The 22,931-nt window shown below is 43.5% G+C and carries 14 protein-coding genes; all 14 read left to right on the top strand.

What is annotated here, in order from left to right:
- Positions 1 to 16 precede the first annotated feature (16 nt).
- The 14 genes from Q4557_RS18280 to Q4557_RS18215 all read left to right on the top strand — a co-directional run bounded on the left by Q4557_RS18280 (position 17) and on the right by Q4557_RS18215 (position 22,840).
- Positions 17 to 1,336: a glycoside-pentoside-hexuronide (GPH):cation symporter gene (locus Q4557_RS18280; protein WP_102439784.1), complete on the top strand. Its 1,320-nt coding sequence runs from the start codon at positions 17 to 19 to the stop codon at positions 1,334 to 1,336.
- Between the two features lie 251 nt (positions 1,337 to 1,587).
- A complete protein-coding gene (locus Q4557_RS18275; RefSeq protein ID WP_102439783.1) occupies positions 1,588 to 2,592 on the top strand; it encodes a LacI family DNA-binding transcriptional regulator in 1,005 nt (334 codons plus the stop codon).
- Between the two features lie 718 nt (positions 2,593 to 3,310).
- Positions 3,311 to 6,334 carry a TonB-dependent receptor gene (locus Q4557_RS18270; protein ID WP_303414579.1) on the top strand — a complete coding sequence of 1,008 codons (3,024 nt, stop codon included), beginning with the start codon at positions 3,311 to 3,313 and terminating at the stop codon, positions 6,332 to 6,334.
- A 222-nt stretch (positions 6,335 to 6,556) separates the two neighbouring features.
- Entirely contained in the window at positions 6,557 to 8,194 is a 1,638-nt protein-coding gene (locus Q4557_RS18265; protein WP_303414576.1) for a tryptophan halogenase family protein, read from the top strand.
- A gap of 69 nt (positions 8,195 to 8,263) precedes the next feature.
- The gene (locus Q4557_RS18260; protein ID WP_303414570.1) at positions 8,264 to 8,989 is read left to right on the top strand and encodes a SapC family protein; all 726 of its coding nucleotides are present in this window, start codon (positions 8,264 to 8,266) and stop codon (positions 8,987 to 8,989) included.
- Positions 8,990 to 9,049: 60 nt separating this feature from the next.
- A complete protein-coding gene (locus Q4557_RS18255) occupies positions 9,050 to 10,102 on the top strand; it encodes a cupin-like domain-containing protein (RefSeq protein ID WP_303414567.1) in 1,053 nt (350 codons plus the stop codon).
- 77 nt (positions 10,103 to 10,179) lie between these two features.
- The gene (locus tag Q4557_RS18250; RefSeq protein WP_303414595.1) at positions 10,180 to 11,670 is read left to right on the top strand and encodes a tryptophan halogenase family protein; all 1,491 of its coding nucleotides are present in this window, start codon (positions 10,180 to 10,182) and stop codon (positions 11,668 to 11,670) included.
- A 47-nt stretch (positions 11,671 to 11,717) separates the two neighbouring features.
- Positions 11,718 to 12,473, top strand: a complete 756-nt coding sequence (locus Q4557_RS18245; protein ID WP_303414564.1) for a DUF6445 family protein — start codon at positions 11,718 to 11,720, stop codon at positions 12,471 to 12,473.
- 133 nt (positions 12,474 to 12,606) lie between these two features.
- Complete coding sequence (locus Q4557_RS18240; RefSeq protein ID WP_303414561.1) at positions 12,607 to 15,258, top strand: glycoside hydrolase family 3 C-terminal domain-containing protein; 2,652 nt, start codon at positions 12,607 to 12,609, stop codon at positions 15,256 to 15,258.
- A 176-nt stretch (positions 15,259 to 15,434) separates the two neighbouring features.
- Complete coding sequence (gene gmtY / locus Q4557_RS18235; RefSeq protein ID WP_303414559.1) at positions 15,435 to 16,892, top strand: gamma-mobile-trio recombinase GmtY; 1,458 nt, start codon at positions 15,435 to 15,437, stop codon at positions 16,890 to 16,892.
- Complete coding sequence (locus tag Q4557_RS18230) at positions 16,892 to 19,564, top strand: integrase family protein (protein ID WP_303414557.1); 2,673 nt, start codon at positions 16,892 to 16,894, stop codon at positions 19,562 to 19,564. The genes gmtY and Q4557_RS18230 overlap by 1 nt, the downstream gene beginning before the upstream one ends.
- Positions 19,564 to 20,241 (top strand): gamma-mobile-trio protein GmtX, encoded by a 678-nt coding sequence (gmtX, locus tag Q4557_RS18225; RefSeq protein ID WP_303414554.1) that lies wholly within the window; start codon positions 19,564 to 19,566, stop codon positions 20,239 to 20,241. Before Q4557_RS18230 ends, gmtX begins: the two co-directional genes overlap by 1 nt.
- Positions 20,241 to 20,678: a VPA1267 family protein gene (locus Q4557_RS18220; RefSeq protein ID WP_303414551.1), complete on the top strand. Its 438-nt coding sequence runs from the start codon at positions 20,241 to 20,243 to the stop codon at positions 20,676 to 20,678. The genes gmtX and Q4557_RS18220 overlap by 1 nt, the downstream gene beginning before the upstream one ends.
- Positions 20,675 to 22,840, top strand: a complete 2,166-nt coding sequence (locus Q4557_RS18215) for an AAA family ATPase (RefSeq protein WP_303414548.1) — start codon at positions 20,675 to 20,677, stop codon at positions 22,838 to 22,840. The genes Q4557_RS18220 and Q4557_RS18215 overlap by 4 nt, the downstream gene beginning before the upstream one ends.
- The last annotated feature ends 91 nt before the right edge of the window (positions 22,841 to 22,931 follow it).

Raw genomic sequence — 22,931 nt, 5'->3', positions numbered from 1 at the left:
CCCGGAAGAGGTTCGCATGATTAGCGTTAAAGAAAAAATAGCCTATGGATTAGGTGATACCGCCAGCAATATTGTGTTTCAGACCGTAATGCTATTTTTAACTTTTTTCTATACTGATATTTTTGGCATTTCACCGGCCTTTGTCGGCACCATGTTCCTAGCAGTTAGGGTAATTGATGCGATTACCGATCCTTTGATGGGCGCCTTAACCGACAGAACCAATACCCGCTGGGGTAAGTTTAGGCCTTACTTACTGTGGTTTGCGCTACCCTTTGGATTAATCAGTGTGCTGGCTTTTACGACACCTGATTTAGCTGAAGAAGGCAAAATGATCTATGCCTTCGTCACTTACACTGCGTTAATGATGGTCTACACCGCCATTAACATTCCCTATTGCGCTTTGGGCGGAGTGTTAACTGCCGATCCTAAAGAGCGTGTGTCAGTACAATCTTATCGTTTTGTTTTTGCCATGCTAGGCGGATTAATGGTGTCAGGATTGACGCTACCATTAGTTGAGTTTTTCGGCCAAGGCGATCAAGCCAAAGGTTATCAGCTGACCATTGCCGCCATGAGTTTTCTTGGCGTGATCATGTTCTTACTGTGTTTTGTCGGCACCAAAGAGCGCTTACATCCTCCGCAAGATCAAAATTCGACGTTTAAAGCAGATTTCAAAAACCTATTAAAAAATGACCAATGGCGCGTGCTTTCTGTGGCAGCAATTTGCTTATTATCTGGCATGGTTTTAAAAACCAGTTTAGCGATTTATTACGTCAAGTATTACCTCAACTTACCAGACATGATCACCTGGTTTATTACTTTAGGCATGATTGGAAATATTTTCGGCTGTATTTTGGCGCAACCCCTGGCTAAAAGAGTGTGTAAAGTAAAAGCCTATATCACCATTCAACTCATTGCCGCCATTTTATGCGTCGCCGCGTATTTTGTCTCAAGTGAGCAAGTGGAACTCGCCTTTGCGCTTTATATTCTATGGGGCTTTACCTTTAATATGGGTACCCCGCTACTATGGGCCAAAATGGCTGATGCGGTTGATTATGGCCAATTCAAAACTGGGGTAAGAATTACCGGGATGATTTATTCATCGGTTATTTTCTTCATCAAATTAGGGGTGGCAATTGGCGGTGCTGCTGCGGGTTGGTTACTGGCAATGTATGGCTATCAAGCTGATACTGAGTTAACTGAAACCACTAAACAGGGCATTTTAATTTCATTTACCTTATACCCTGCTATTGGCTCAATTATCGTGGCTGTGGTTATGCGCTGGTACACTCTTGATAATCAGGAAGTTGAAAGAGTGCATTTAGCCATCACTAAATAAATAGCTAAATAAGAAGTAGTTAACTAATTAGCTACTTCGAGATATTGAATATCGTTAACTGCTTCTCGATAATGATGAATACAAATATCAATATAAAATCCGTATTGCTGAAGGTTTAAGGCTTTATTGCCACATAAAATAAAGAATTAAGCACTAAGTGAAGGTTTTTTTAGTGATTATGCTAAATAGTTCATGGTAGGCTAATCGCCGCTTAAATGATTATCTAATACGGAAAGCTTAAATAGGGATATATGGCAACAATATATGATGTATCTGTCTTGGCGGGTGTTTCACTTGCGACTGTGTCGCGAGTGATGAATAACAACACCAAAGTCAGCGACAAGACCAAACAAAAAGTATTAAGCGCAATGGAGCAATTGGGTTATCGACCTAATTCTATCGCGCAGTCATTAGCATCTAACCGCTCAAACAGTATTGGGGTGTTAGTGTCTCAATTAGATGGCCCCTATTACGGCCCTATGATGACCGAAATTGAAACAGCCCTCAGAACGGCCAATAAACACGTTATTATTGCCGCTGGTCATAGTGTCGAATCCCAAGAAAAAGAAGGCGTTGAGTTTTTAATGAGTCGCGGTTGTGATGCGTTAATTCTTGATGTTGAAGCTGTAGACGATGACTACCTTATAAAGCTTTGCCAAGGCCCAACGCCCATTGTATTAATTAACCGCTACATTGAAGAAATCAGTGATGCCTGCGTTTACTTAGATAATGAACTGGGTGGCTATTTAGCCACTAAACACATTCTCAGCCATGGACATAAAGCTATTGCTTATATCTCAGGCCCTAAATTTAAACTCGATGCCAAGGACCGCTTGCGTGGCCATCAACGGGCATTAACAGAATTTGATCTCAAGTTTGATGAGCAATTGTGCTTTGAGGGTGACTTTAAAGAGCACAGTGGCAGTTTGGCGATGGAACACTTACTTAGCGTCAATAAACCCTTTACTGCTGTGGTATGTGCCAATGACCAAATGGCCTCTGGTGCTATTGCTGTTTGTCTTGAACGCGGCATGAAGATCCCCCAAGACTTATCTTTTGTGGGTTACGATAATATTCCTTTCCCGCAATATATCTCCCCGAAGCTCACCACGGTTAATAACCCAATCCACGAAATGGGTAAAATGGCGGCATTTTGGGTATTAAAACATGTTTATAATAATACCAGCGCCAATGTAGAAAATACCTTTACTCCTCAGCTGGTGGTTAGAAACTCTGCGACAGCGCCAATCAAATAGATGATAACTAAAGCACAGCATATTAATTGTTATCAGTGGTGATATAACCACTGATACAACTGGGTTATAACCCTCCTAGTACCCGCACATTCTAATCTTTTAAACCTATAAGTCAGCAATCCTCAATAGTAAGCTCATTAATCGTCAGCCCTATCGCTAATGCTGCCTGCCAAATACCGTTTTTATCGCTGCAATTGCGGCATTTTTTGAGCTTTTTAATTATCAATCTAGATTACTCTTTTTACTCTCTAACAGCCTAATTAACTGATAAAAATCCCCCCTAAAGCCAAGCTAAACACTGTTCACTAAAGCTGCAATTGTACGTTTTTAAGAATCAGCTTCCATTTATGGCAATAAACAGCTCCCCAAGCACATATTTTTACAAATTTATGTAAGCGCTATCACAAAAAATATTTTTATCTAACTATTTTAAAAAAGCAATAGAAACACAATTTACCAGATTAATAACAATAACTTACTGGAAACCCCTAACATTTTCACAAAAAAACACGGTTAATGAGTTGTAATCTTTATGCTAAATAATATTGACGCTGTTAACAAATTGATCTAGTTTTATGTAAGCGCTTACATAGTGTTTTACACAAAGCCTTAACCAAGCGCTAACAAAATGATGAATAAAGAACGTTACGAATTAATCGTAACCCGAATAAAAAATCAGAGAGTAGTAGCCTGAATTCGAAGTCGAGGGGAGACTTAGATGAAACCTAGAACATTTAGAAAAACCAGAATTGCCACTAGCTTGTCGGTAGTACTGAGCGCAAGTACCATGATGCCAGCATTTGCAGCAGATGAAGTTGTTGCCGATGAAAACATCGAAGTACTTAAGGTCACTGGTATCCGTGGTAGCTTAATTAAATCGATGGATTTAAAACGCAGCTCTAACGGTGTTGTTGATGCAATTAACGCAGAAGATATTGGTAAGTTCCCGGACAGTAACTTAGCAGAGTCTTTACAACGTATTACTGGTGTATCAATTGACAGACAAAACGGTGAAGGTAGCCGCGTTTCTGTGCGTGGTTTTGGTCCAGACCAAAACTTAGTGATGCTCAATGGCCGTCAAATGCCTGTGACAACCGGTTCTCGTTCATTTGATTTTGCCAACATTGCCTCAGAAGCCATTAGCGCTGTTGAAGTTGAAAAAACTAGCCAAGCTAAAAACTCAACTGGTGGTATGGGCGCAACAATCAATGTTCTAACTCATCGCCCGTTAAGCTCTCCTGGTTTAAAAGCCAGTTTCGGCGTGAAAGCCGTAGATGATACTTCAACTGATGAAGGCTCTATCACGCCTGAACTTTCTGGTATTTACTCAAATACCTTTGCTGATGGCAAATTCGGTATCTCAATTTCAGCCAGTTATCAAGAACGTGAAAGCGGTAATCAGCAAGCCCAAGTGGGTACCGGCTGGCGTAGCTTCCCTGGTATTGTTGACCAAGATTGGGGTGGCAGCAATGCTGAGTGGGGCGGCGTACCAAAAGATGACAATCAAATTAACCGTCCAGGTGAAGGCGATGTTTACTCGGTACCGCAAACCACAGTCTACCGTTTTGAAGAGCAACAACGTGCCCGTACCAACGGTCAGTTAGTATTGCAGTACGAACCAATCGATTCTCTTCGTGCTACGTTAGATTACACTTACATGCAAAACGACATCGATACTCAATCACATGATGTATCGGCATGGTTTAACTTTGTTCCAACTCAAGAAAGTACTTGGTCTGATGGGCCAGTATCTTCGCCATTAGTTTACTCTGAAATCTATCCTGATGGCGGCGCCGATTTATCTATGGCGGCAGGCGATTATGGTACTCGTGATGAAAGTGGTTCAATTGGCTTTAACTTAGAGTGGGATGCAACTGATAACTTATTCTTATCATTGGATTACCATAGCTCTGTGGCAGAACGCTCACCGAACAATAAAAACGGTAGTAGTAGTAACTTAAGTACTGCAGCGTTTATTCGTACTAGTGCGGCAACTGACTTTACTGGTGATGTACCTGTACTTGCTGTCGGCGGCGGTAATCAAGTTCGCCCAGAAGACATGCGCGTAACTGGTTCGGTATTTGGTAATGCTCGTAATAAATCAGAAATTGACCAATTACAAATTAATGGTACTTACATCTTTGAAGAAGCCGGTAGCATTGACTTTGGTATTGCAGCAACTGACGTAAACAACCTTTCGCAATCCGTAAACGTACAACGTAATGACTGGGGCGGCGTTGGCGCTGAAGGGGACTTTGACCCAGCTTGGTTCCCAGCAGGCAGCGTGCAAGATAAATTTGACGGTTCACAAGGTGACTTCTCAGATTATCAAGGTTCAGCATCTATTGACCCACAAGATGTGATTTTCTTATGGGACTTTGAAGCAGTTCGTGCCCGCGCTGCTGAATTATATGGTTCAACTGCAATTGGTGATTGTGGTAATGGTTTCTGCCCATCAACAGATTACGCCAGCGATACTAACCGCTTTACACAAGAAGAGTCTCAATCAGCTTATATCCAATATAACTACGAAGGCGACATAGGTGACATGCCGTTTGACGTTCACTTTGGTGTCCGTTATGAGCAAACAGATGTTGAATCAAACTCTGCTGTTTCATCATATGATGAAGCAACTTGGATTGCGGAAACTGAGATTGCCCTTGGAAGCAGTGGTTCTGGGAATGACAATCGAGTGACTCAAACCCAAAAAGGTGATTACGATTACTTCTTGCCAAGCTTTAACTTCAATATTGAAGTGGTAGAAGATGTCATGTTACGTGCGGCATACAGTGAAACAATTGGTCGCCCTGATTATACCTCGATTCAAGGTGGTACCACAGTTGGCACCCTTGCAAACCGCGGCGGTGGTAGCGGCTCTACAGGTAACCCAAGCTTATTACCGTTAGAGTCTGAAAATATCGATTTTTCTGCTGAATGGTACTACGCTGATGCAAGTTATGTTTCTGTAGGTTACTTCCGCAAAGATGTAACTAACTTTATTGATAATAGCCCTGTTAACTCAGATATTTACAGTATTCCAGACCCATCAAATGGGGTTTATGTTCAAGAAGCGATTGCTGCAGGTCAAGTGACAGCAATTGACCAGCGTCAGTGGATTTATGACACTTACGGTGCAACAGATCCAAACGTTACGATAAACCCTGATAATGGCAATATTGAAATCACCGGTAACCCTGGTGACCCAAGTGTTAACTTTGTTATTAATACTCCAGCTAACAGCAGTCAAAGCTCTGTAATTGATGGTTGGGAATTTGCAGTTCAGCACTTCTTTGGTGAGTCAGGCTTTGGTTTACAAGCTAACTACACTTTAGTGAATGCGGGTGATGATTTTGATAATACTAACTTAGGCCGTCCAGATAGCGCCACTCGCGCTGCAGACGCTGGACAGAATGTATTAACCAACATCAGTGATACTGCCAACATTGTTGCTATGTATGAAGACTATGGTTTCTCAGCGCGTTTAGCTTGGAACTGGCGTGATGAGTTCTTAAACTCTACCGGCAATGATACTGGTGCTAACCCCACTTATACTGAAGAATACTCACAACTTGATTTTAATATCGGTTATGACATTGCGGCAGTAGAAGGCTTAACCGTGTTCTTCGAAGGTCTTAATATTACCAACGAAAACACCCGTACCCATGGTCGTTCGTACACAGAAGTACTTAACTACACCCAAACAGGTGCACGTTATAGCTTAGGTGCGCGTTACACATTCTAATGTGTATGTAAATCTATCAAAAAGTAAGGTCGTTTGAGGTGACCCCATGGTCACCTCTTTTTTTAAGCTACATCCATTAGCAACAAGGACGTTGCACTTTTTTATCAAACTACTGAATACAGATTTCACTAACTATCCCTTGTAAGTGACTGAAAATTATTCGATGCTGTTTAAGTTAACAACTAAGCCTTAAAGATATTAATAAAAACAATAGGCCCTTTTATGGAACAAGCGATAAATCATATAGTCATTGTCGGTGGCGGCACTGCAGGTTGGATTACAGCAGGTATTCTGGCTGCTGAACATAATGCTGATAATGGCAAACTATCGCCCTCTCCCAAGCTCAACATTACCCTGATAGAATCCCCTGATGTTGCCACCATTGGCGTTGGCGAAGGCACTTGGCCTTCAATGCGCACCACCTTAAAAAAAATCGGTATCAGTGAAACAGAATTTTTAATCAGTTGCGATGCCAGCTTCAAGCAAGGTTCACGGTTTATTAATTGGACCCATTCGCTAACTGAAAACCACAGCAATAACCCAAGCAATAGTCCAAGCAATAGTCCAAGCAATAGTCCAAGCAATAAAAGCAGCGATCATTATCTACACCCGTTTAGCCTGCCGATGGGCACTAACGAAATTGATTTATGCCCCTATTGGTTACCCCACCGTGACCAAGTCAGCTTTGCTGATGCTGTCGGTCAGCAAAACCAACTGAGTCAGCTATTTTTAGCGCCTAAGCAAATCACCACTGCTGAGTATCAATTTCAAAATAATTACGGTTACCATTTAAACGCCGGTAAATTTAGTCAACTGCTACAAAAGCATTGCACTGAAAAACTCGGCGTCAGCCATATACGCGATCACGTCACGGCTATTCATAAAAAAGACAACGGCGACATTGGCTATTTAGCCACTAAACACTCAGGTGAAATTGCAGCTGACTTATTTGTTGATTGCACTGGGGTGAAATCATTACTTTTGGGCGAGCAACTTGAAGTGCCATTCATTTGCCAAAAGGCAGTGTTATTTAATGACTCAGCCCTAGCGGTACAAGTCCCCTACCCTGAGCCTGAAACAGATATCGCTTCATGTACCCATTCAACCGCGCAAACTAATGGCTGGATTTGGGATATCGGCTTACCCACACGCCGCGGTGTTGGACATGTGTACTCGTCGAGTCATACAACGCAAGCTGAGGCGGAGCAACAACTGATCGATTATCTAAAACCGACCGCGGGGTTAGATGTTGATAATCTCAACATTAGAGCGCTTTCCATCGCCCCAGGTCATAGGCAGGTGTGCTGGAAAAACAACTGTATGGCTATTGGTATGGCTTCAGGCTTTATTGAGCCCTTAGAGGCATCGGCATTAGCCTTAGTTGAATGGAGCGCTAATACCCTTGCGCAGCAACTCCCTGCTAACCGTCAGGTGATGGATATTGTATCGGCTAGAGTGAATAAGCGTTTTCAGCAACATTGGCAACAAATTATCGAGTTTTTGAAATTGCATTATGTGCTGAGTAAACGCAGTGACAGTGACTATTGGCATGATCATCGTGAATCATCCACCATTCCTGATAGCTTGCAAGAGCAGTTACAACTATGGCAGACCCAGCCTCCAAGCCGTCATGACATTCAACATACTGATGTGCTGTTTCCGGCTGCGAGCTTTCAATTTGTGCTTTACGGAATGGGCTTTGAAACGCAAATGCCAAACCAATTAAAACCTTCTTTACAAAATAGAGCTCAGCAATTATTTGCCGACAATATCAAACGTACCCAAGGTTTAAAGCAAGTATTACCGAGTAATCGAGAATTACTTAATAAAATCCAACAATATGGGTTATCTCGTATTTAGCACCCAACCCATTGATAAATTATAACGACAACATAAACAGCAATGACTGTACTTGATTAGGATGTCAGCATGAACAAACCAGTATTACTCAATAGCGTCGACCACAAAGATTTGAAAATCATCACTGAGCGCTCAGCAAAGTACGGTGATAATTTATGGTACACGGTAACTTTCCCGTTAGAATTTCGCAGTGTGCAGGCTAATTATCCGATCTTTTTTCAAAAAGACAGCCAAACGGGTCAATTCTATTCGGTGGCGTTATTTGGCTTCCAACACAAAGAAAACCTGTTCTTACAAGATGGTAAATGGAATGCATCATATATCCCACTAACCGTGCGTCGTCAGCCATTTCTAATTGGTCAACAAAAAGTGACTGAAGATGGCGTTGAGCAGGTGCAACGAGTGATCCACCTCGACCCTAACCACCCTCGGATCAATGAAACTGAAGGCGAAGCCTTATTTTTCCCTTATGGTGGTAATACCCCCTATTTAGATGAAGTAGGCGATATGCTTGAGGCGATTCACCATGGTTTAAGTGACAGTAAACAGTTCATCGATACCTTAATCAAATTAGAATTACTGGAGTCATTCACCCTAGATGTACAATTAGATAACGGTGAAAAGCATCAAATGATCGGCTTTTATACCATTAACGAAGACACCTTAGCGGCCTTATCAGCTGAAACCCTTGGTGAGTTACATCAACATGGTTACCTCAATGCTATCTACATGGCGCTTGCATCCCAATCTAATATCAGACAGTTACTTAATTTTAAAAATGCTCAAAATGGCTAAATCTGATTGACTTAGATTTATAGAAAAATTAAGTACTCGATGAGATGTAAGGTAATGAGCATGGCACTAAATCAGGAACTAAATCAGACAGCAAAGCAGACGGTAAAAGTCATAGATGATTGTCCATTAGAAGATATTCAAGCTGTGATTGAGGCAATGAATATTGAAAACACCGTTCAGCCTATCATTTTTAAAGGTGCTTGCCGCCATTGGCCGCTGGTTCAGGCAGGTTTAGATTCTGCTAAATCAGCCGCTGACTACCTTTTGTCTTTTTATCAAGAAACGCCGGTTACTGCCTATTATGTTGCGCCTGAACACAAAGGCAGAGTTTTTTATAATGAGCAGGTCAATGGCTTTAATTACCAAGCCAGCCAGCTCAACTTAAGACAAGTGATTGATAAGTTATTTGCTCATCAGGATGATGTATTACCGCCAAGTATTTATATGGGCTCAACCGAGATAAACCATTTTTTGCCCGGACTTGCGGCTGAAAATAGCGTTAATATCGAACCCATAAAACCACTCACCAGTGTGTGGCTCGGTAATCAATCTCGCATCGCTGCCCACTTTGATTTTCCACAAAACCTCGCTTGTAATGTTGTCGGAAAACGCACCTTTACTCTTTTCCCGCCAGAACAAGTGGCCAATTTATATATTGGCCCGATGGAGTTTGCCCCCGGCGGACAAGAAATTAGCATGGTGGATTTCGATAATCCTGACTATGAGCGTTTCCCTAAATTTACCCACGCATTAGCGGCCTCCCAAACAGCTGAATTAGAAGCTGGTGACGTACTCTATGTCCCAAGTATGTGGTGGCACCATGTGGCAGGTAATGAAGCCTTTAATGTGCTTATTACCCACTGGTGGCGTGACACTCCAGGTTATTTAGGTAGACCCAATAATGCCCTCGCCTTGGCGATGCTGAGTTTACGCTCATTACCAAAAGCGCAACGCCAAGCATGGAAAGCCATGTTTGAGCATTATGTATTTGACCATGATGACGACGATTTAGCTCACATCCCTAAAGACGCCCAAGGGATGCAAACCAAACCGCTAGATGAACTGAATGCCCGAAAATTAAGAGCTGATTTAATTAATAAACTAAAACGATAACTATCTGATTATTATTAAATTAGAACTTGATAAAAATATTGTTAGTAGCAAATAAATTTTAAGGAATGCCAATGAACATGCCAAATAAACCCATTAAAAAAGTCGTCATCGCAGGCGGCGGCACCGCAGGTTGGATGACAGCGGCGGCATTAACTAAGTTATTAGGTAAAAACCTTGAAGTCGTATTAGTTGAATCTGATGAAATTGGCACTGTGGGCGTCGGTGAAGCCACTATCCCTACCCTGCATATTTTTCATCGCTTATTAGGCATTAAAGAACAAGATGTCATGGCGGCCACCAATGCCACCTTTAAACTGGGCATTTCTTTTGAAAACTGGCATGACGTCGGCAAAGATTATATTCACTCATTTGGTTTTTTAGGCAAAGATTGCTGGGCTTGTGGTTTTCAACATTTTTGGCTTAAGGGTCAGCAACGTGGGCTAGTCAGTGAAATTGGTGATTATTGCACCGAACATTTAGCCGCCCGCGAAGGTCGATTTGCCGTATTACCCAATCAAGATTACAACCACGCCTATCATATGGATGCCACCTTATATGCAAAATTCTTGCGTAAAATTGCTGAGCAACATGGCATAAAACGCATTGAAGGCAAAATATCAGATGTGCAGCAGCACGACGAAAACGGCCATATCAGTGCACTAACCATGATGTCAGGTGAAGTGATTGAAGGTGATTTATTTATCGATTGTACTGGTTTTAAAGCCTTATTAATTGAGCAAACACTTAACGCAGGCTTTGACGATTGGAGCCACTGGTTACCTTGTGATAGCGCGATTGCAGTGCAAACCAAAACCGTCAACAAACCCATTCCTTATACCCGCTCGATTGCTCGAGACTCAGGTTGGCAGTGGCGCATTCCGCTGCAAAGCCGCACCGGTAATGGTATTGTTTTTTGCAGCAAGTTTATGAGTGATGAAGATGCTAAAGCCACGTTAATGGAAAACATTGAAGGTGAGCCGTTAACGGATCCACGAGTAATTAAGTTCCGCACTGGTAGTCGCCGTAAAACCTGGGATAAAAACTGTGTCGCTATTGGTCTGTCTTCTGGTTTTTTAGAGCCTCTAGAGTCCACCAGCATTCATTTGATTCAGCGAGGGATCGTTCGCCTACTGCAAATGTTCCCCTCACAAGGCATTGTTGAAGAAGATATCAATGAGTTTAATCAGCAAACTCGCACAGAAACCGAGAACATTCGTGACTTCATTATCTTGCATTATAAAGTGACTGACAGAGTTGATACTCGTTTTTGGCGTCATTGTAAGAGCATGGACGTACCTGCCTCATTGCAACATCGCATCGACATGTTTGATGCTTCAGGCAAAGTCTACAAACACGGCAATGAGTTATTTGGTGAAAGCTCTTGGATACAAGTGATGATGGGCCAAGGTCTAGCGCCGAAACAATATCACCCGATTGTGGATATGATGGAAGATGAGGAGCTAGAACATTTTCTAGGAAACATTAAAATGAAGGTTAAGCAAAAAGTGGCCAACTTGCCTGATCATTATGAGTTTGTGCAGCATTATTGCAAATCAAACATCATTTAAGTTTGACTCATCGATGAATAAATAAGTTGATAACGGATTCGCACACTATGACCGATGTAAAACCAGCTAAAGATGCGTCATCTAGCGCTAAGAGCTTAAACTCTATGGTGTTGGTTAATAAACCTCTTAAACCACAAATTGTTTATATTGGTGAGTTAAAGACGCCAGTCATTGTGATTGATGACTTTACTGCTGATTTATCTGAGCTTCAGGCCTGTGCCAGTCAAATTGATTTTAATCTCGATATGGGCTCTTACTACCCGGGAGTAAGGGCTAAGTTACCTAAAGATTATGTGATTGAAGTGCTTAATCATGTGTTTCAACTTATCTATGATGTTTATAAAGTCCCAATCAATTTACGAATTAAACCCCAAACGACTTATTTTTCGTTAATTAATCGCCAACCAGAAAGTCTAACTACCCTGCAACGTATCCCGCATTTTGATACACCAGCGCCTTATTATTTTGCCATATTGCAGTATTTAAATGATCAACCCCACGGCGCAACAGCCTTCTTTAAGCATAAACCTAGCGGTTATGAGCGTATTACCAAAGATAATATGCAGCAATATTTCAATGCTGCAGAGCCTTATTTACAGCAAATAGCGCCTGAACCTGCCAAGTATTTTGTCGAAAGTAATGAGTATTATCAGCAACACCATCAAATTGAATACAAGCAACACCGTTTGGTGATTTACCCAGGTAACCTATTACATTCAACCTTGGTTGATCCAAACACTGATATTGATAGCAGCCCTGAAACAGGTCGCTTAACCGCTAATATCTTTATTAATATCGAATAATGTCTACAGTAATTATCCGCCAAGTCAGTTATTGAACAAGCCGTATGTCCCAATACCTAACAAACTAAGATTGTACAAACGAGTACATGACTAAAACATTAATAACATAAGCCAATCCAGCAAGGAGCCTGTGATGACACCGAAAACACCAACAGCTATGAAAGCGCTTACAAAAAAAGTTCAGCTAGCGTTAACACTCACAGCGGCTGCAACAAGCCTTATCAGTGTTTCAACAAGTGTTGTTGCATCTTCGGTGAATGCCTCATCGCAGTCTCAAGCTTCATCACAAACTCACGCCTTATCGGTTTTACCAGCAAGTGAACAACAACGCTTACAACATCGTTTGTCCAATGTAGAAGCTGAAATTGAGCGCCTTTTACCGCAGCTAACTTTAGAAGAAAAAGTCTCACTGGTGCACGCTGGCGGTAAATTTCATATCCCTGCTATTGAGCGATTAAATATTCATGAAATGTGGATGTCAGATGGCCCCCATGGTGTCCGATATGAAATCGACCGAAACTCATGGGCGCCTGCTGGCTGGACCAATGACTACTCCACTTACTTGCCGCCATTAACCGCTGTTGCAGCAAGTTGGGACCCGCACATGGCAAGCTTACACGGTAATGTTTTAGGCGCAGAAGCCCGCCATCGTAATAAGGATTTAATCCTCGGCCCTGGGGTAAATTTAGCCCGTTTACCTTTGTATGGGCGTAACTTTGAATATATGGGTGAAGACCCCTTTTTGGCAGCCGCACTAGTAGTGCCGACAATTAAAGCCATTCAAGCCAATGATGTTGGCGCCACAGCCAAGCATTATGCCCTTAACACGCAAGAGTTAAACCGCACTGGCGTTAACGCCATACCCGATGAACGTACCTTACGTGAAGTGTATTTACCGGCATTTGAAGCCGCAGTAAAGCTCGCTAATGTGCACGCGATTATGGGCGCTTATAATGAATTTCGTGGTACTAATGCTAATCAAAGTAAGCATCTCATTAAAACCATTTTAAAAGGTGAATGGGGCTACGAAGGCGTACTTCTCACCGATTGGAATGTTGATATCAACACCTATGACGCCGCCATGAATGGCCTTGATATCGAAATGGGTACTGACGTAGCCAGTTACGATGAATACTTTTTAGCAAAGCCGCTATTAGAGATGATCAAAGCGGGCAAAGTGCCTGAGGCTGAATTAGACGATAAGGTTCGCCGTATTCTAAGAGTTCAGCTCAGTATCGGTATGATGGATAAACAACGTTTATCAGGCGAGCGCAATACGCAGGCGCATCGTGATGATGCAAGAACCATTGCCACCAACGGTGTTGTCCTGTTAAAAAATGATAATCGCGTATTGCCACTGGATAGCAGCAAGGTAAAAAACATTCTGGTTTTAGGCCCTAATGCCGATAAGCGTCACGGTTTTGGTGGCGGCTCATCAGAAGTAAAAGCGCTGTATGAAATAAGCCCACTTGATGGTCTTAAAGCTAAGCTTGAGCAAGTAGATGGCAAGGTAAAGATTGAACACATGCGCCCTGCCAGTAGTCAATTTATGCCCATTCCCAATGATTACCTCACCACACGACATTGGACTGGAACACCGTCATGGCAGATTAATTATTTTACCGATACCAAGATGGAGCAATTAAGCAGTGAATCATGGATTGCAGACCCACAGTTTGATACCAAGGGCAAAGCGCAAATAATCGAAATCAAAGCTAACATTAAGCCTATGGAAACGGGTAACCATACCTTAAAGATTAAAGGTAGCGGCAAAGTATCGTTAACCATTAATGATAACCGCTTAGTTAGCACTACTCAGGTCACTGATGCAAAAGTGTTAAGCCAAGATATCAAGCTAACCGCAGGTGAAACCTATACATTTAGCCTAACTTACCAAGGTGATGAAACGGTGACCTTAGGCTGGGAAACACCTAACAGCTTATATAATTCTGAAAAAGAATATCTCGCCGCAGCCAAAAACGCTGATGCAGTAGTTTATTTTGGTGGTTTAAGCCATGCTGATGATCGTGAATCTATTGATCGCCCTGATATGAAGCTGCCAGGTCAACAGGATGAAATCATCGCTAAGCTATTAACAGCGAACCCAAATACCGTGGTATTTATGATTGGAGGCTCAGCGGTAGAAATGCCATGGGCAGATGATGCAAATGCTGTGTTATGGGGCTGGTATGGCGGTATGGAAGCGGGACATGCTTATGCTGACATCCTATTTGGCGATAAAAACCCAAGCGGAAAGATGCCGATAACATTACCGAAAAAACTCGCTGATACAGCGCCAATTGCCCTCAATGATTATAACGAAACGGAGTCACGTTATAGCGAAGGTGTATTTATTGGCTATCGTTGGTTCGAGCAACAAAATATCACCCCACAATTTCCTTTTGGCCACGGTCTATCCTATAGCGACTTCACTTACTCAGACATTCAATTTTCAACTGATAATATTAAAGCTGATGACACAATGACTGTTACTGCAACAATAACTAATAGCAGTAAAACCGATGGCGCTGAAGTGACTCAGTTATATTTGCATGATATTGATACCAGTGTCCCACGACCTGCCAAAGAGTTAAAAGGCTTTAGTAAAGTGTGGTTAAAAGCCGGTGAAAGCAAACAAGTGAGTTTCACCTTAACCACCCGAGACTTATCTTTTTGGGATATAAAAACCAATGATTGGTTAGCTGAAACGGGTGAGTTTGAAGTGATGATTGGCGCGTCTGTCGCTGATATCAAGTTGCGTAAAAAGTTTACCTACACGCAGTAGCAAGCTGAATTAAATAACGACAACTGATAGATATAAAGGGTGAGCAAATAGTTATATATAGTAACTTAAAGAGTGTATATTGTGTATTAAGGCAGAGAAATCTGCCTTTTTCTTGCTCGATACACAACATAGGACTATAGTGTATTATATGTTTAATATGTACACGGAAGGTTAGTTTGTCATCAGTAAAAGTTAGAGCAACGATTGTAGAGGACAATACGGGCATCAAAAGCCAACTGCCTATCTTGCTAACTGAGCAAGGAGAGTTAAGTACGGTCACAGACTACCTACTCAAGCTAGAGGCAGACGGTGTGAGTAACTCCGTCATGAATGGGTTTATTCAAGCGGTGTCCTTGTTGCTGGATTATATGGAAGCAAATAGAGGGTTGTTTGACGATCCGAAGTTGCTCTTTCAGACCTTTTCTAAGCGGTTGTATACAGGAACGATTGGTGAAGATGGACTTGATCCATCAGGTTTGTATTGGGTGCCCAGTTCGACCAGTAATGTCAATAAACATATTCACCGACTGACGGCATTCACCGATTGGTTAGCAAAAAAGCAAGGCACTGCGTCGATGAACCCTTTGCGCGATGCTACCCCGCATGAGCAGCGATTGAATTACGCTGCATGGTATCGAAAAAACCAAAATGATTTCCTTGGTCATATTGAAGATAAGACCGTCAACAAAACCATCCGTAAAGCGCGAATCATCAAGGGGCGCACTCCTCTGACTAAAACCGTGGATGATGCTATCGCCTTTCCTGAAAAACATTGGGAAGATTTTTATATAAATGGCATCGGTGGCGCAAGCGACCCACGAGTGGCACTCAGGGACAAATTAATACTCCTTCTCATGCACGGTGGCGGGTTACGCGAAAGTGAAGCTTTAACCCTTTGGGTGACAGATGTGTTTGAAGATCCCTATAACCCAGATAGTGCAATTGTTCGAATTTACAATGAAGTCGATGGCAAAGCGCCAAATGACCCTGACGTTCGCTCTAAAAATAAAAATAGAGAGACGTACTTAAAAGAAAAGTATGCGCGTATCCCTCGCCAGCGCATGAAAGGCACAGCACATCTTGGTTGGAAAAACCGCGTGGTTGACCATAAAGATAACTACATACAGGTTCAGTGGTTCCCAACCGACTACGGCAAAGTATTTATGTCACTTTGGAAAAACTATCAAAAGTACCGTGCCAGCATCGACTGTCACCACCCTTATGCGTTTATTTCTTTTCATCACAGCGCCTTCGGCAACCCTTACACCATCAACGCCTTCCATGATAACTACGCCAACGGCTTGAAGCGCATTGGTTTAGAGCCGAGCAAGGCAGAAGGCTTAGATCCACATGGGCATCGCCATAATTACGGCAGACGATTAGAACGTTCAGGATTGAACCCGTTGGTAATTCGACGCTGTATGCACCATAAGTCCCTAGACTCACAAATCCCCTACACAGGCAAAGGCCAGCAGGAAATCTCTGATGAACTGACCCAAGCGACGTTGCAACTGGCAAACCCTGAATCCAAAGTCAAAGCGCTCGACTGGAAAGCACTCGTTGAGCATGGGTTTGATGACGTCGACCCGCAGGGCTATTTCACAGGCAAGCATCCAAAATTGAGAGGTAAATAATGGCGAGAAAAAATGACGGACGTTCATCGGATTCATCCTTCTCTTGGATGCTCACCACACTTGGTGCTGAGTGGCAACAATGGCAGGAGTTGGCAGCGGAGTGGATGGCAGAACAAAACACAGCGATTGACCCTAAACTATGGTCGCTGACACGCTTTTTTGAGTCTTATATTGCTAAATGTGCACCTTATGCAATTAGTAATCTAGATTTATTTTTCAATGGTTATGAAGGACATTTATGTTCTAGTGAAGAGCTGGAGAGACTGGGTAAAAATACGCTCAATGACCCAAATAAAATCCAAGCGAGTGTAAATATTCCTGCTGACTTCATCGATTTTGTTATTGAACATCATTGTTCTGTCGAGGATGATAATGGCAACCTAGTACCTGCGTTTCAAAACCCACTCAGTAAAATTAAAAGACAAGTTTTACATAGTGAAACCGTCCGTAATCCTTTGCCGTATCGTTACATTCAGGACTTACGCCAAATCCTTTGTCCGTTGCCTGATAAAACTGAACTCACCGTCATTGAGCAAAATCTCAAGGACGGTGAAACCTTGCTGCCTGCCTATCATTATCGCCATTTCAAGCATTGGACATGGGCGCAACAGCAAACAGGGCAAGGAGAAAGAGGTGGCGATGGTGACTGGTTTGAAGTCGAGCCAGAGCTGATTGATGGGTCCGACCCTGATTGTGTGTGGCGCACCAAAGAGGTGACTCGCCATATTAAAGGAGAGGGGAAGAAGAAAATCACCGTCCATCAAATCTGGTCGCCTGTCAAAGCGATGGTGATTTTCATGAAACTCCACCTGCCGCTTCGTACCTATCAGGTGCGAATACTCGATAGTGGCGAAGCCGATACGTGGCGTTATGAAAACGGTCAATGGGTAGTGAACACCCAACATGACTTCGCACTTGGCAGCGAAAAGCGCCCGTTCGGAAAAGGCATCTTCCGCCGTATTCACGACACCATGACTGGGCTGTATTCTACAGGCTTGTATATCAACACCAATAAGACTGCGGATCAAAACAAAGATGAGCTAGAGCGTGGTTATATCCTCCCTTGGCAAAACGAGGAAGTGCTGTACTGGCTTGAGAAACTGCGTAACTGGCAAGAAAAATACAACCCGATTACAAAACCTACCGATTGCACTACACTGTTAACAAAGCACACGGGTAATAAAAAGTCGAAAACACAGCTAGAAAGTATGGGGGAAATTGCATTCTTATTTCGGGATGCATCAGCCAAAGGCAAAGATAAATATAAACCAATATCAGACGCACCTGTAGCGCCTTTCTGGTATCAACTCCTATTGACGCTAGAAAACCAACTCGCAAAACGTGGTAATACCCTAGATAACGGAGAACGGCTAAAACTGGTTGTGGATTACCCTGAAGGTACTCAAGAAGGTTCTAAAGTTGCCACACTTTTTCCTTTACACAGTTTGCGAGTCTCACTCATCACGGCGTATACGATGGACACGCAATTGCCACTGCCTGTGATTTCTAAGCTATTAGCTGGACATACACGCCTGTTGATGACCATCTACTACAACAAAATCACTCCATCGGTTATGGCTGAGAAGATGGACGAAGCGCATGGCGCACTGGATGCCAAATCCAAACAATCAGTGCGCAACTTCCTTAAGGATGCCTCGATGGAACAAATTCAGTGCAAGATGTTGTATCACAGCGAGGGTAGCATTCAGGCGGCATTGGTTAACCGTAATCCGATTGGCTGGGAAGAGCGCTCCTGCGGGTTGTGCTTGGTCGGTGGCAACACCGTCAAATCGGATGAAGTCAGCACGCTTGGCGGGTGCTGGAACGGTGGCGAGTTGATTAAAGATGCAAAAGCCTCTGCAAATCGCATTTATGCCAGCGTGCCACATGGCGCTGAAAACTGTATCCGCTGCCGCTGGTTTATTACCGAAGCACGCTACCTACCTGCGCTTAATGCGCACTTCAATCAACTGAGCTACAAAGCACATCAGGCCGCTAACCTATCGGTGGAAATTGAAGGTGAGCTGGAAGCCCTAAAAGACGAACAATTCTTCTGTGAAGAGCAAGGCAAGCCGTTTATCAAGCACGATGAGCTGCAAACTCTACAGCGCCGCTGGGAAAAGCAACAAGTCGAGGCAAGTGAATATGCCGAAGACTGGGTAGCGTGTTTTGAGCTGATTCAGAAAATCATTCGCGTCGAAGAAGCCAGGAATGAGGATGACGCCAAAGATAAGCTGATTGCGGTTGGCTCTGAACAAGATGTCAGCCATGCCTTGAAATTTATCGAAACCGACTCTGAATTGTTACACCTCTCCCTAATATGTGATGATGCGGAGTTCTATCCTGATTTACAGGATGAACTTCGTAAAACGCCTGCCATAGAAAAGCGCTCACGCAAGCTCAGTCGTGTACTGATGAAAAAAAGTTTTGAGCCAATTTTCATGGAAATGGACGACAAGCAACAACTCATCGCCGCCAATGCCATGCTGCGCCAAATGGCGAAAATTGCCGACCCTGACGACAAGCTGGAAGGCTACCGCAAGGTAGCGAGCTACATCGAAGCGGGTGAATACCTGACTGATAACAAGCTATTCTCTCAGGGTATTCAGGCACTGACTGATAAAGCCATTAATCTTGATGGCATAGCACTACCGAACTTATTGGAGGACTAATGGAACTCGATATTGAAGTCATTCTGGCTGACTTAAAAGAAGGCAAAGTGCCTCGTACGCAGCAAAACCTCGATAAGCTCAACGTCACGCTGAAAGCCTATGCAGAATCAGGTCAGCGTGACTTCTCCATTACCCAAATTGGGCGGGTGTCTGTCGAAAATGGCGGGGTGGCGTATGAGGCGTTGCGTGCTACCCGTAACAAGCACTACCGAACACTCATCGAAGCATGGGCGGCAAAGTACAATACCAATACCAAGAAACCGTTATCCAACACCTCACGGTCTAAATCCATCCCTGCGGATAATAAACTGCTAGAGCGCATCCCAGACCCTGCGGTACGCGCCTTGTTTGGTCAAATTATTGCGGAGCGTAACCGTTACCGCAAAGAGGTTAATTTGCTCAAGCAACACGCCAATATTACCATCGACAAACGCCCTGTGCGCCAGTTTGACACCACCGCAGAGCCAAGTGTTGAAGTGCTGCCATCCCTATCAGGCGTACTCACCGAATCAGAGAAAAAAGCCTTAGCGTATGCAATTTCTGATGAATGTATGGAAAAGAACGACTGGCAAACTACTCAGGCGGGTCAGGTAAAAGACATGGAATACAATAGCGAAGTATTCCCTAGAGGCTTTGTCACAGGGCTTCGTAAGCTATTGGGTGAGGTAGATGACTAATGGCAAGTGGGCAGCAGAAAGCGCAACAAAACCTTGAGGCATTTGAGGTCTGGAAAGCCACACAGACGGACGATGAGTTTAAACAAATCGTGTTTAGAGGTCAGCTTAATCGCATTGAAGTGGCAAAGGGTATTAGTTGTGGAAAATCGGCTTTAAACCAAAATCCTGCCCTCAAGAAAGCACTCAAAGCCTTAGAAGATGAGCTGCGCGGTAAAGGTGTCCTGCCACCGTTGACCGACGCTGCCAAGAAGAATGAGGGCAAACCTCAAGCCTATGACAACACAGCAAATCGAAAGCTTCTCGATTCAAAGCGGGTATCGTCATTAGAAGCTGAGAACATTGAATTGAAAGCCAAGGTCAAGGAGCTTGAAAAGCGACTTGAGCGCTTTGGTGAGCTATCTGAAACCTTATCCGAAATGGGGTTGATGCCACGATGAATACCGCTTTGCATGAAGACCAAATGCGTGTCACCAGTATCCCTTATCACTCGACCAAGATGGTGATATTCAGCGGTGTACCGCTGGCGAAAGACTCTTACAAAACCAATAGTGGGAAGTATTACGTCACCATCAAAGCCGACCCCGATAGCATCCCTGTACTTCCAACGCTGGGTCAGCATTGGTCAGTCAGAGGTGCTCGACAGATAGAAAATATGGAGATGGGTGATTATGTAATGCAGCAGCACACGTATGAATCACCCAAGCATATTGAATGCACTTTACCCGAAACAGGTGAGCAACTGATACGATTTATCGCCAGAGAAAGTGACTTCAAGGGTATTGGCGAAAGCAAAGCTAGAGCGCTCTGGCAGCTCTTGGGTAAAGACTTCCATGCCACACTGAGAAATGACACCCCAGAGTCCAGAAAGCGTCTGACATCGATTTTGAGTGAAGATTCAGTGGAAGCGCTCTTTAAGGGGTACGCCAAATATAAAAATCTGGCTCATTGCAACTGGATGAGCGAGTACAACATCCCTGCCAGTGTGCAGCAACGACTACTCAAGCATCACGGTGAAGCCTCCATCGATGTTATCAAGGATAATCCTTATGCTTTAATGGGCTTTGGTCTTTCGTTCAGTGCCATTGAAGACATTATCAAGTTAACGGATTTTAAGAGCGATGTTGCGAAGGATGACCCAAGAAGGCTCAGCGCTGCTCTGGAAATGGCGATTCGCAAGGAGATTGAAAAAGGTCACACTTATACCACTCATGCCAATGTGCGCCCTTACCTCAACAAGCTATTAAGAGACAAAACACTGGTCACTCAGGCGTTCAAATCAGGTCATGATAAAGCTCAGTACATTTTAAACCCCGACACAGGAACCTACCATCCAACGGCGCAACTTCTGATGGAAAGTGTCGTTGCCAAACGGCTAAATATACTGATTAAGCGGAATGACTTGTTTGATGAAAACGCCAATGCTGCGTATTGCTCTGCGGTTGCGGAGCTTCCCTACGAATTAACCCCTAAACAAATCGAAGCCGTAACAACGTGTCTGGATAATTCGGTAAGCTGTATTACGGGCGGTGCAGGAACAGGCAAGACAACGGTACTCAGAACGGCTCTCAGGGCTTACCATCAACTTGGATTTGAAATACACGCCGTTGCGCTCAGCGGTCGTGCTGCAATGAGACTTCATGAGTCCATCGGTTTTGTTACCTCAACTATTGCCAAATTGCTGCGTGAAGACCCCATAGAACCCAGTGTCGAGAAAACAAATCACCTACTGGTGATTGATGAGGCAAGTATGATTGACTTGCCAACCATGTATCGTCTTGTGAATCACATTCACCCCTCTGTACGATTGATATTCACTGGCGACCCCGATCAACTTCCACCCATCGGCTGCGGCAAGGTGTTGGCAGACATCGTTGAAGCAAAAACGGTGGCGAATACGATGCTAGATATCGTTAAGAGACAGGAAGGTTCAACGGGTATCCCCGAATACTCAAAGCTCATTAATCAAGGTGTGACGCCTGAGCAATTAAGTACAGGTGCAATACACTTTCACGAAACCAGTAAAACAGACATTGCCAAAGTCTGTTGTGAGCTTTACCAACAGTGTCCTGAAAACAGTCGCGTCATGGCTCCAACCAAGGCACTCGTATCAGAAATCAATAAGCTCACCCAACAAGCCGTTAACCCAGATAGCACTAGCCTTGAGTTCGAAATCAATGGGGATAAGTTCTTTTTGCCCCTTCGCATGAATGATGCGGTGCTATTCACGCAGAACCATTACGACAAAGGTGTTCAGAACGGTTCGCTTGGCACACTAACTAACGCCAAACCTTCTGGGGATAGTTACGGTGAAGTGACGCTAGATACAGGTGAAAAGGTTGAGATAACACAATCCGTTCTCGACTGCATGGAGTTGGGTTACGCAATCACCCTACATAAAGCTCAAGGGTCACAGTTTCCACGCATCATCATCGCTCTGCAAAACGGAAGAATAGTAGATAGAGCATGGTTCTATACGGCAATCACGAGAGCTGAAAGTGAAATCCATATCGTTGGTAGTAGTGATGACATGAAGCAGATCACCGAGGCACCTAGTCACTCTCATAAGCGGAATAGTTACCTAAAAGAACTATTGAGTTAGCAATTTCAAACTCGTTTATGCCCCTTTGTTTGTTAGAAAGGGATTGAATCAAGTTTTAAGACTTAGAAGTCTGGCTTGCTTTTCCTCAAGT

This window comes from Shewanella sp. 5_MG-2023 (assembly GCF_030547465.1).
Lineage (GTDB): Bacteria > Pseudomonadota > Gammaproteobacteria > Enterobacterales > Shewanellaceae > Shewanella.
The sequence above is the reverse complement of the archived record's forward strand: the minus strand, read 5'-3'. Positions and strand labels throughout refer to the sequence as shown.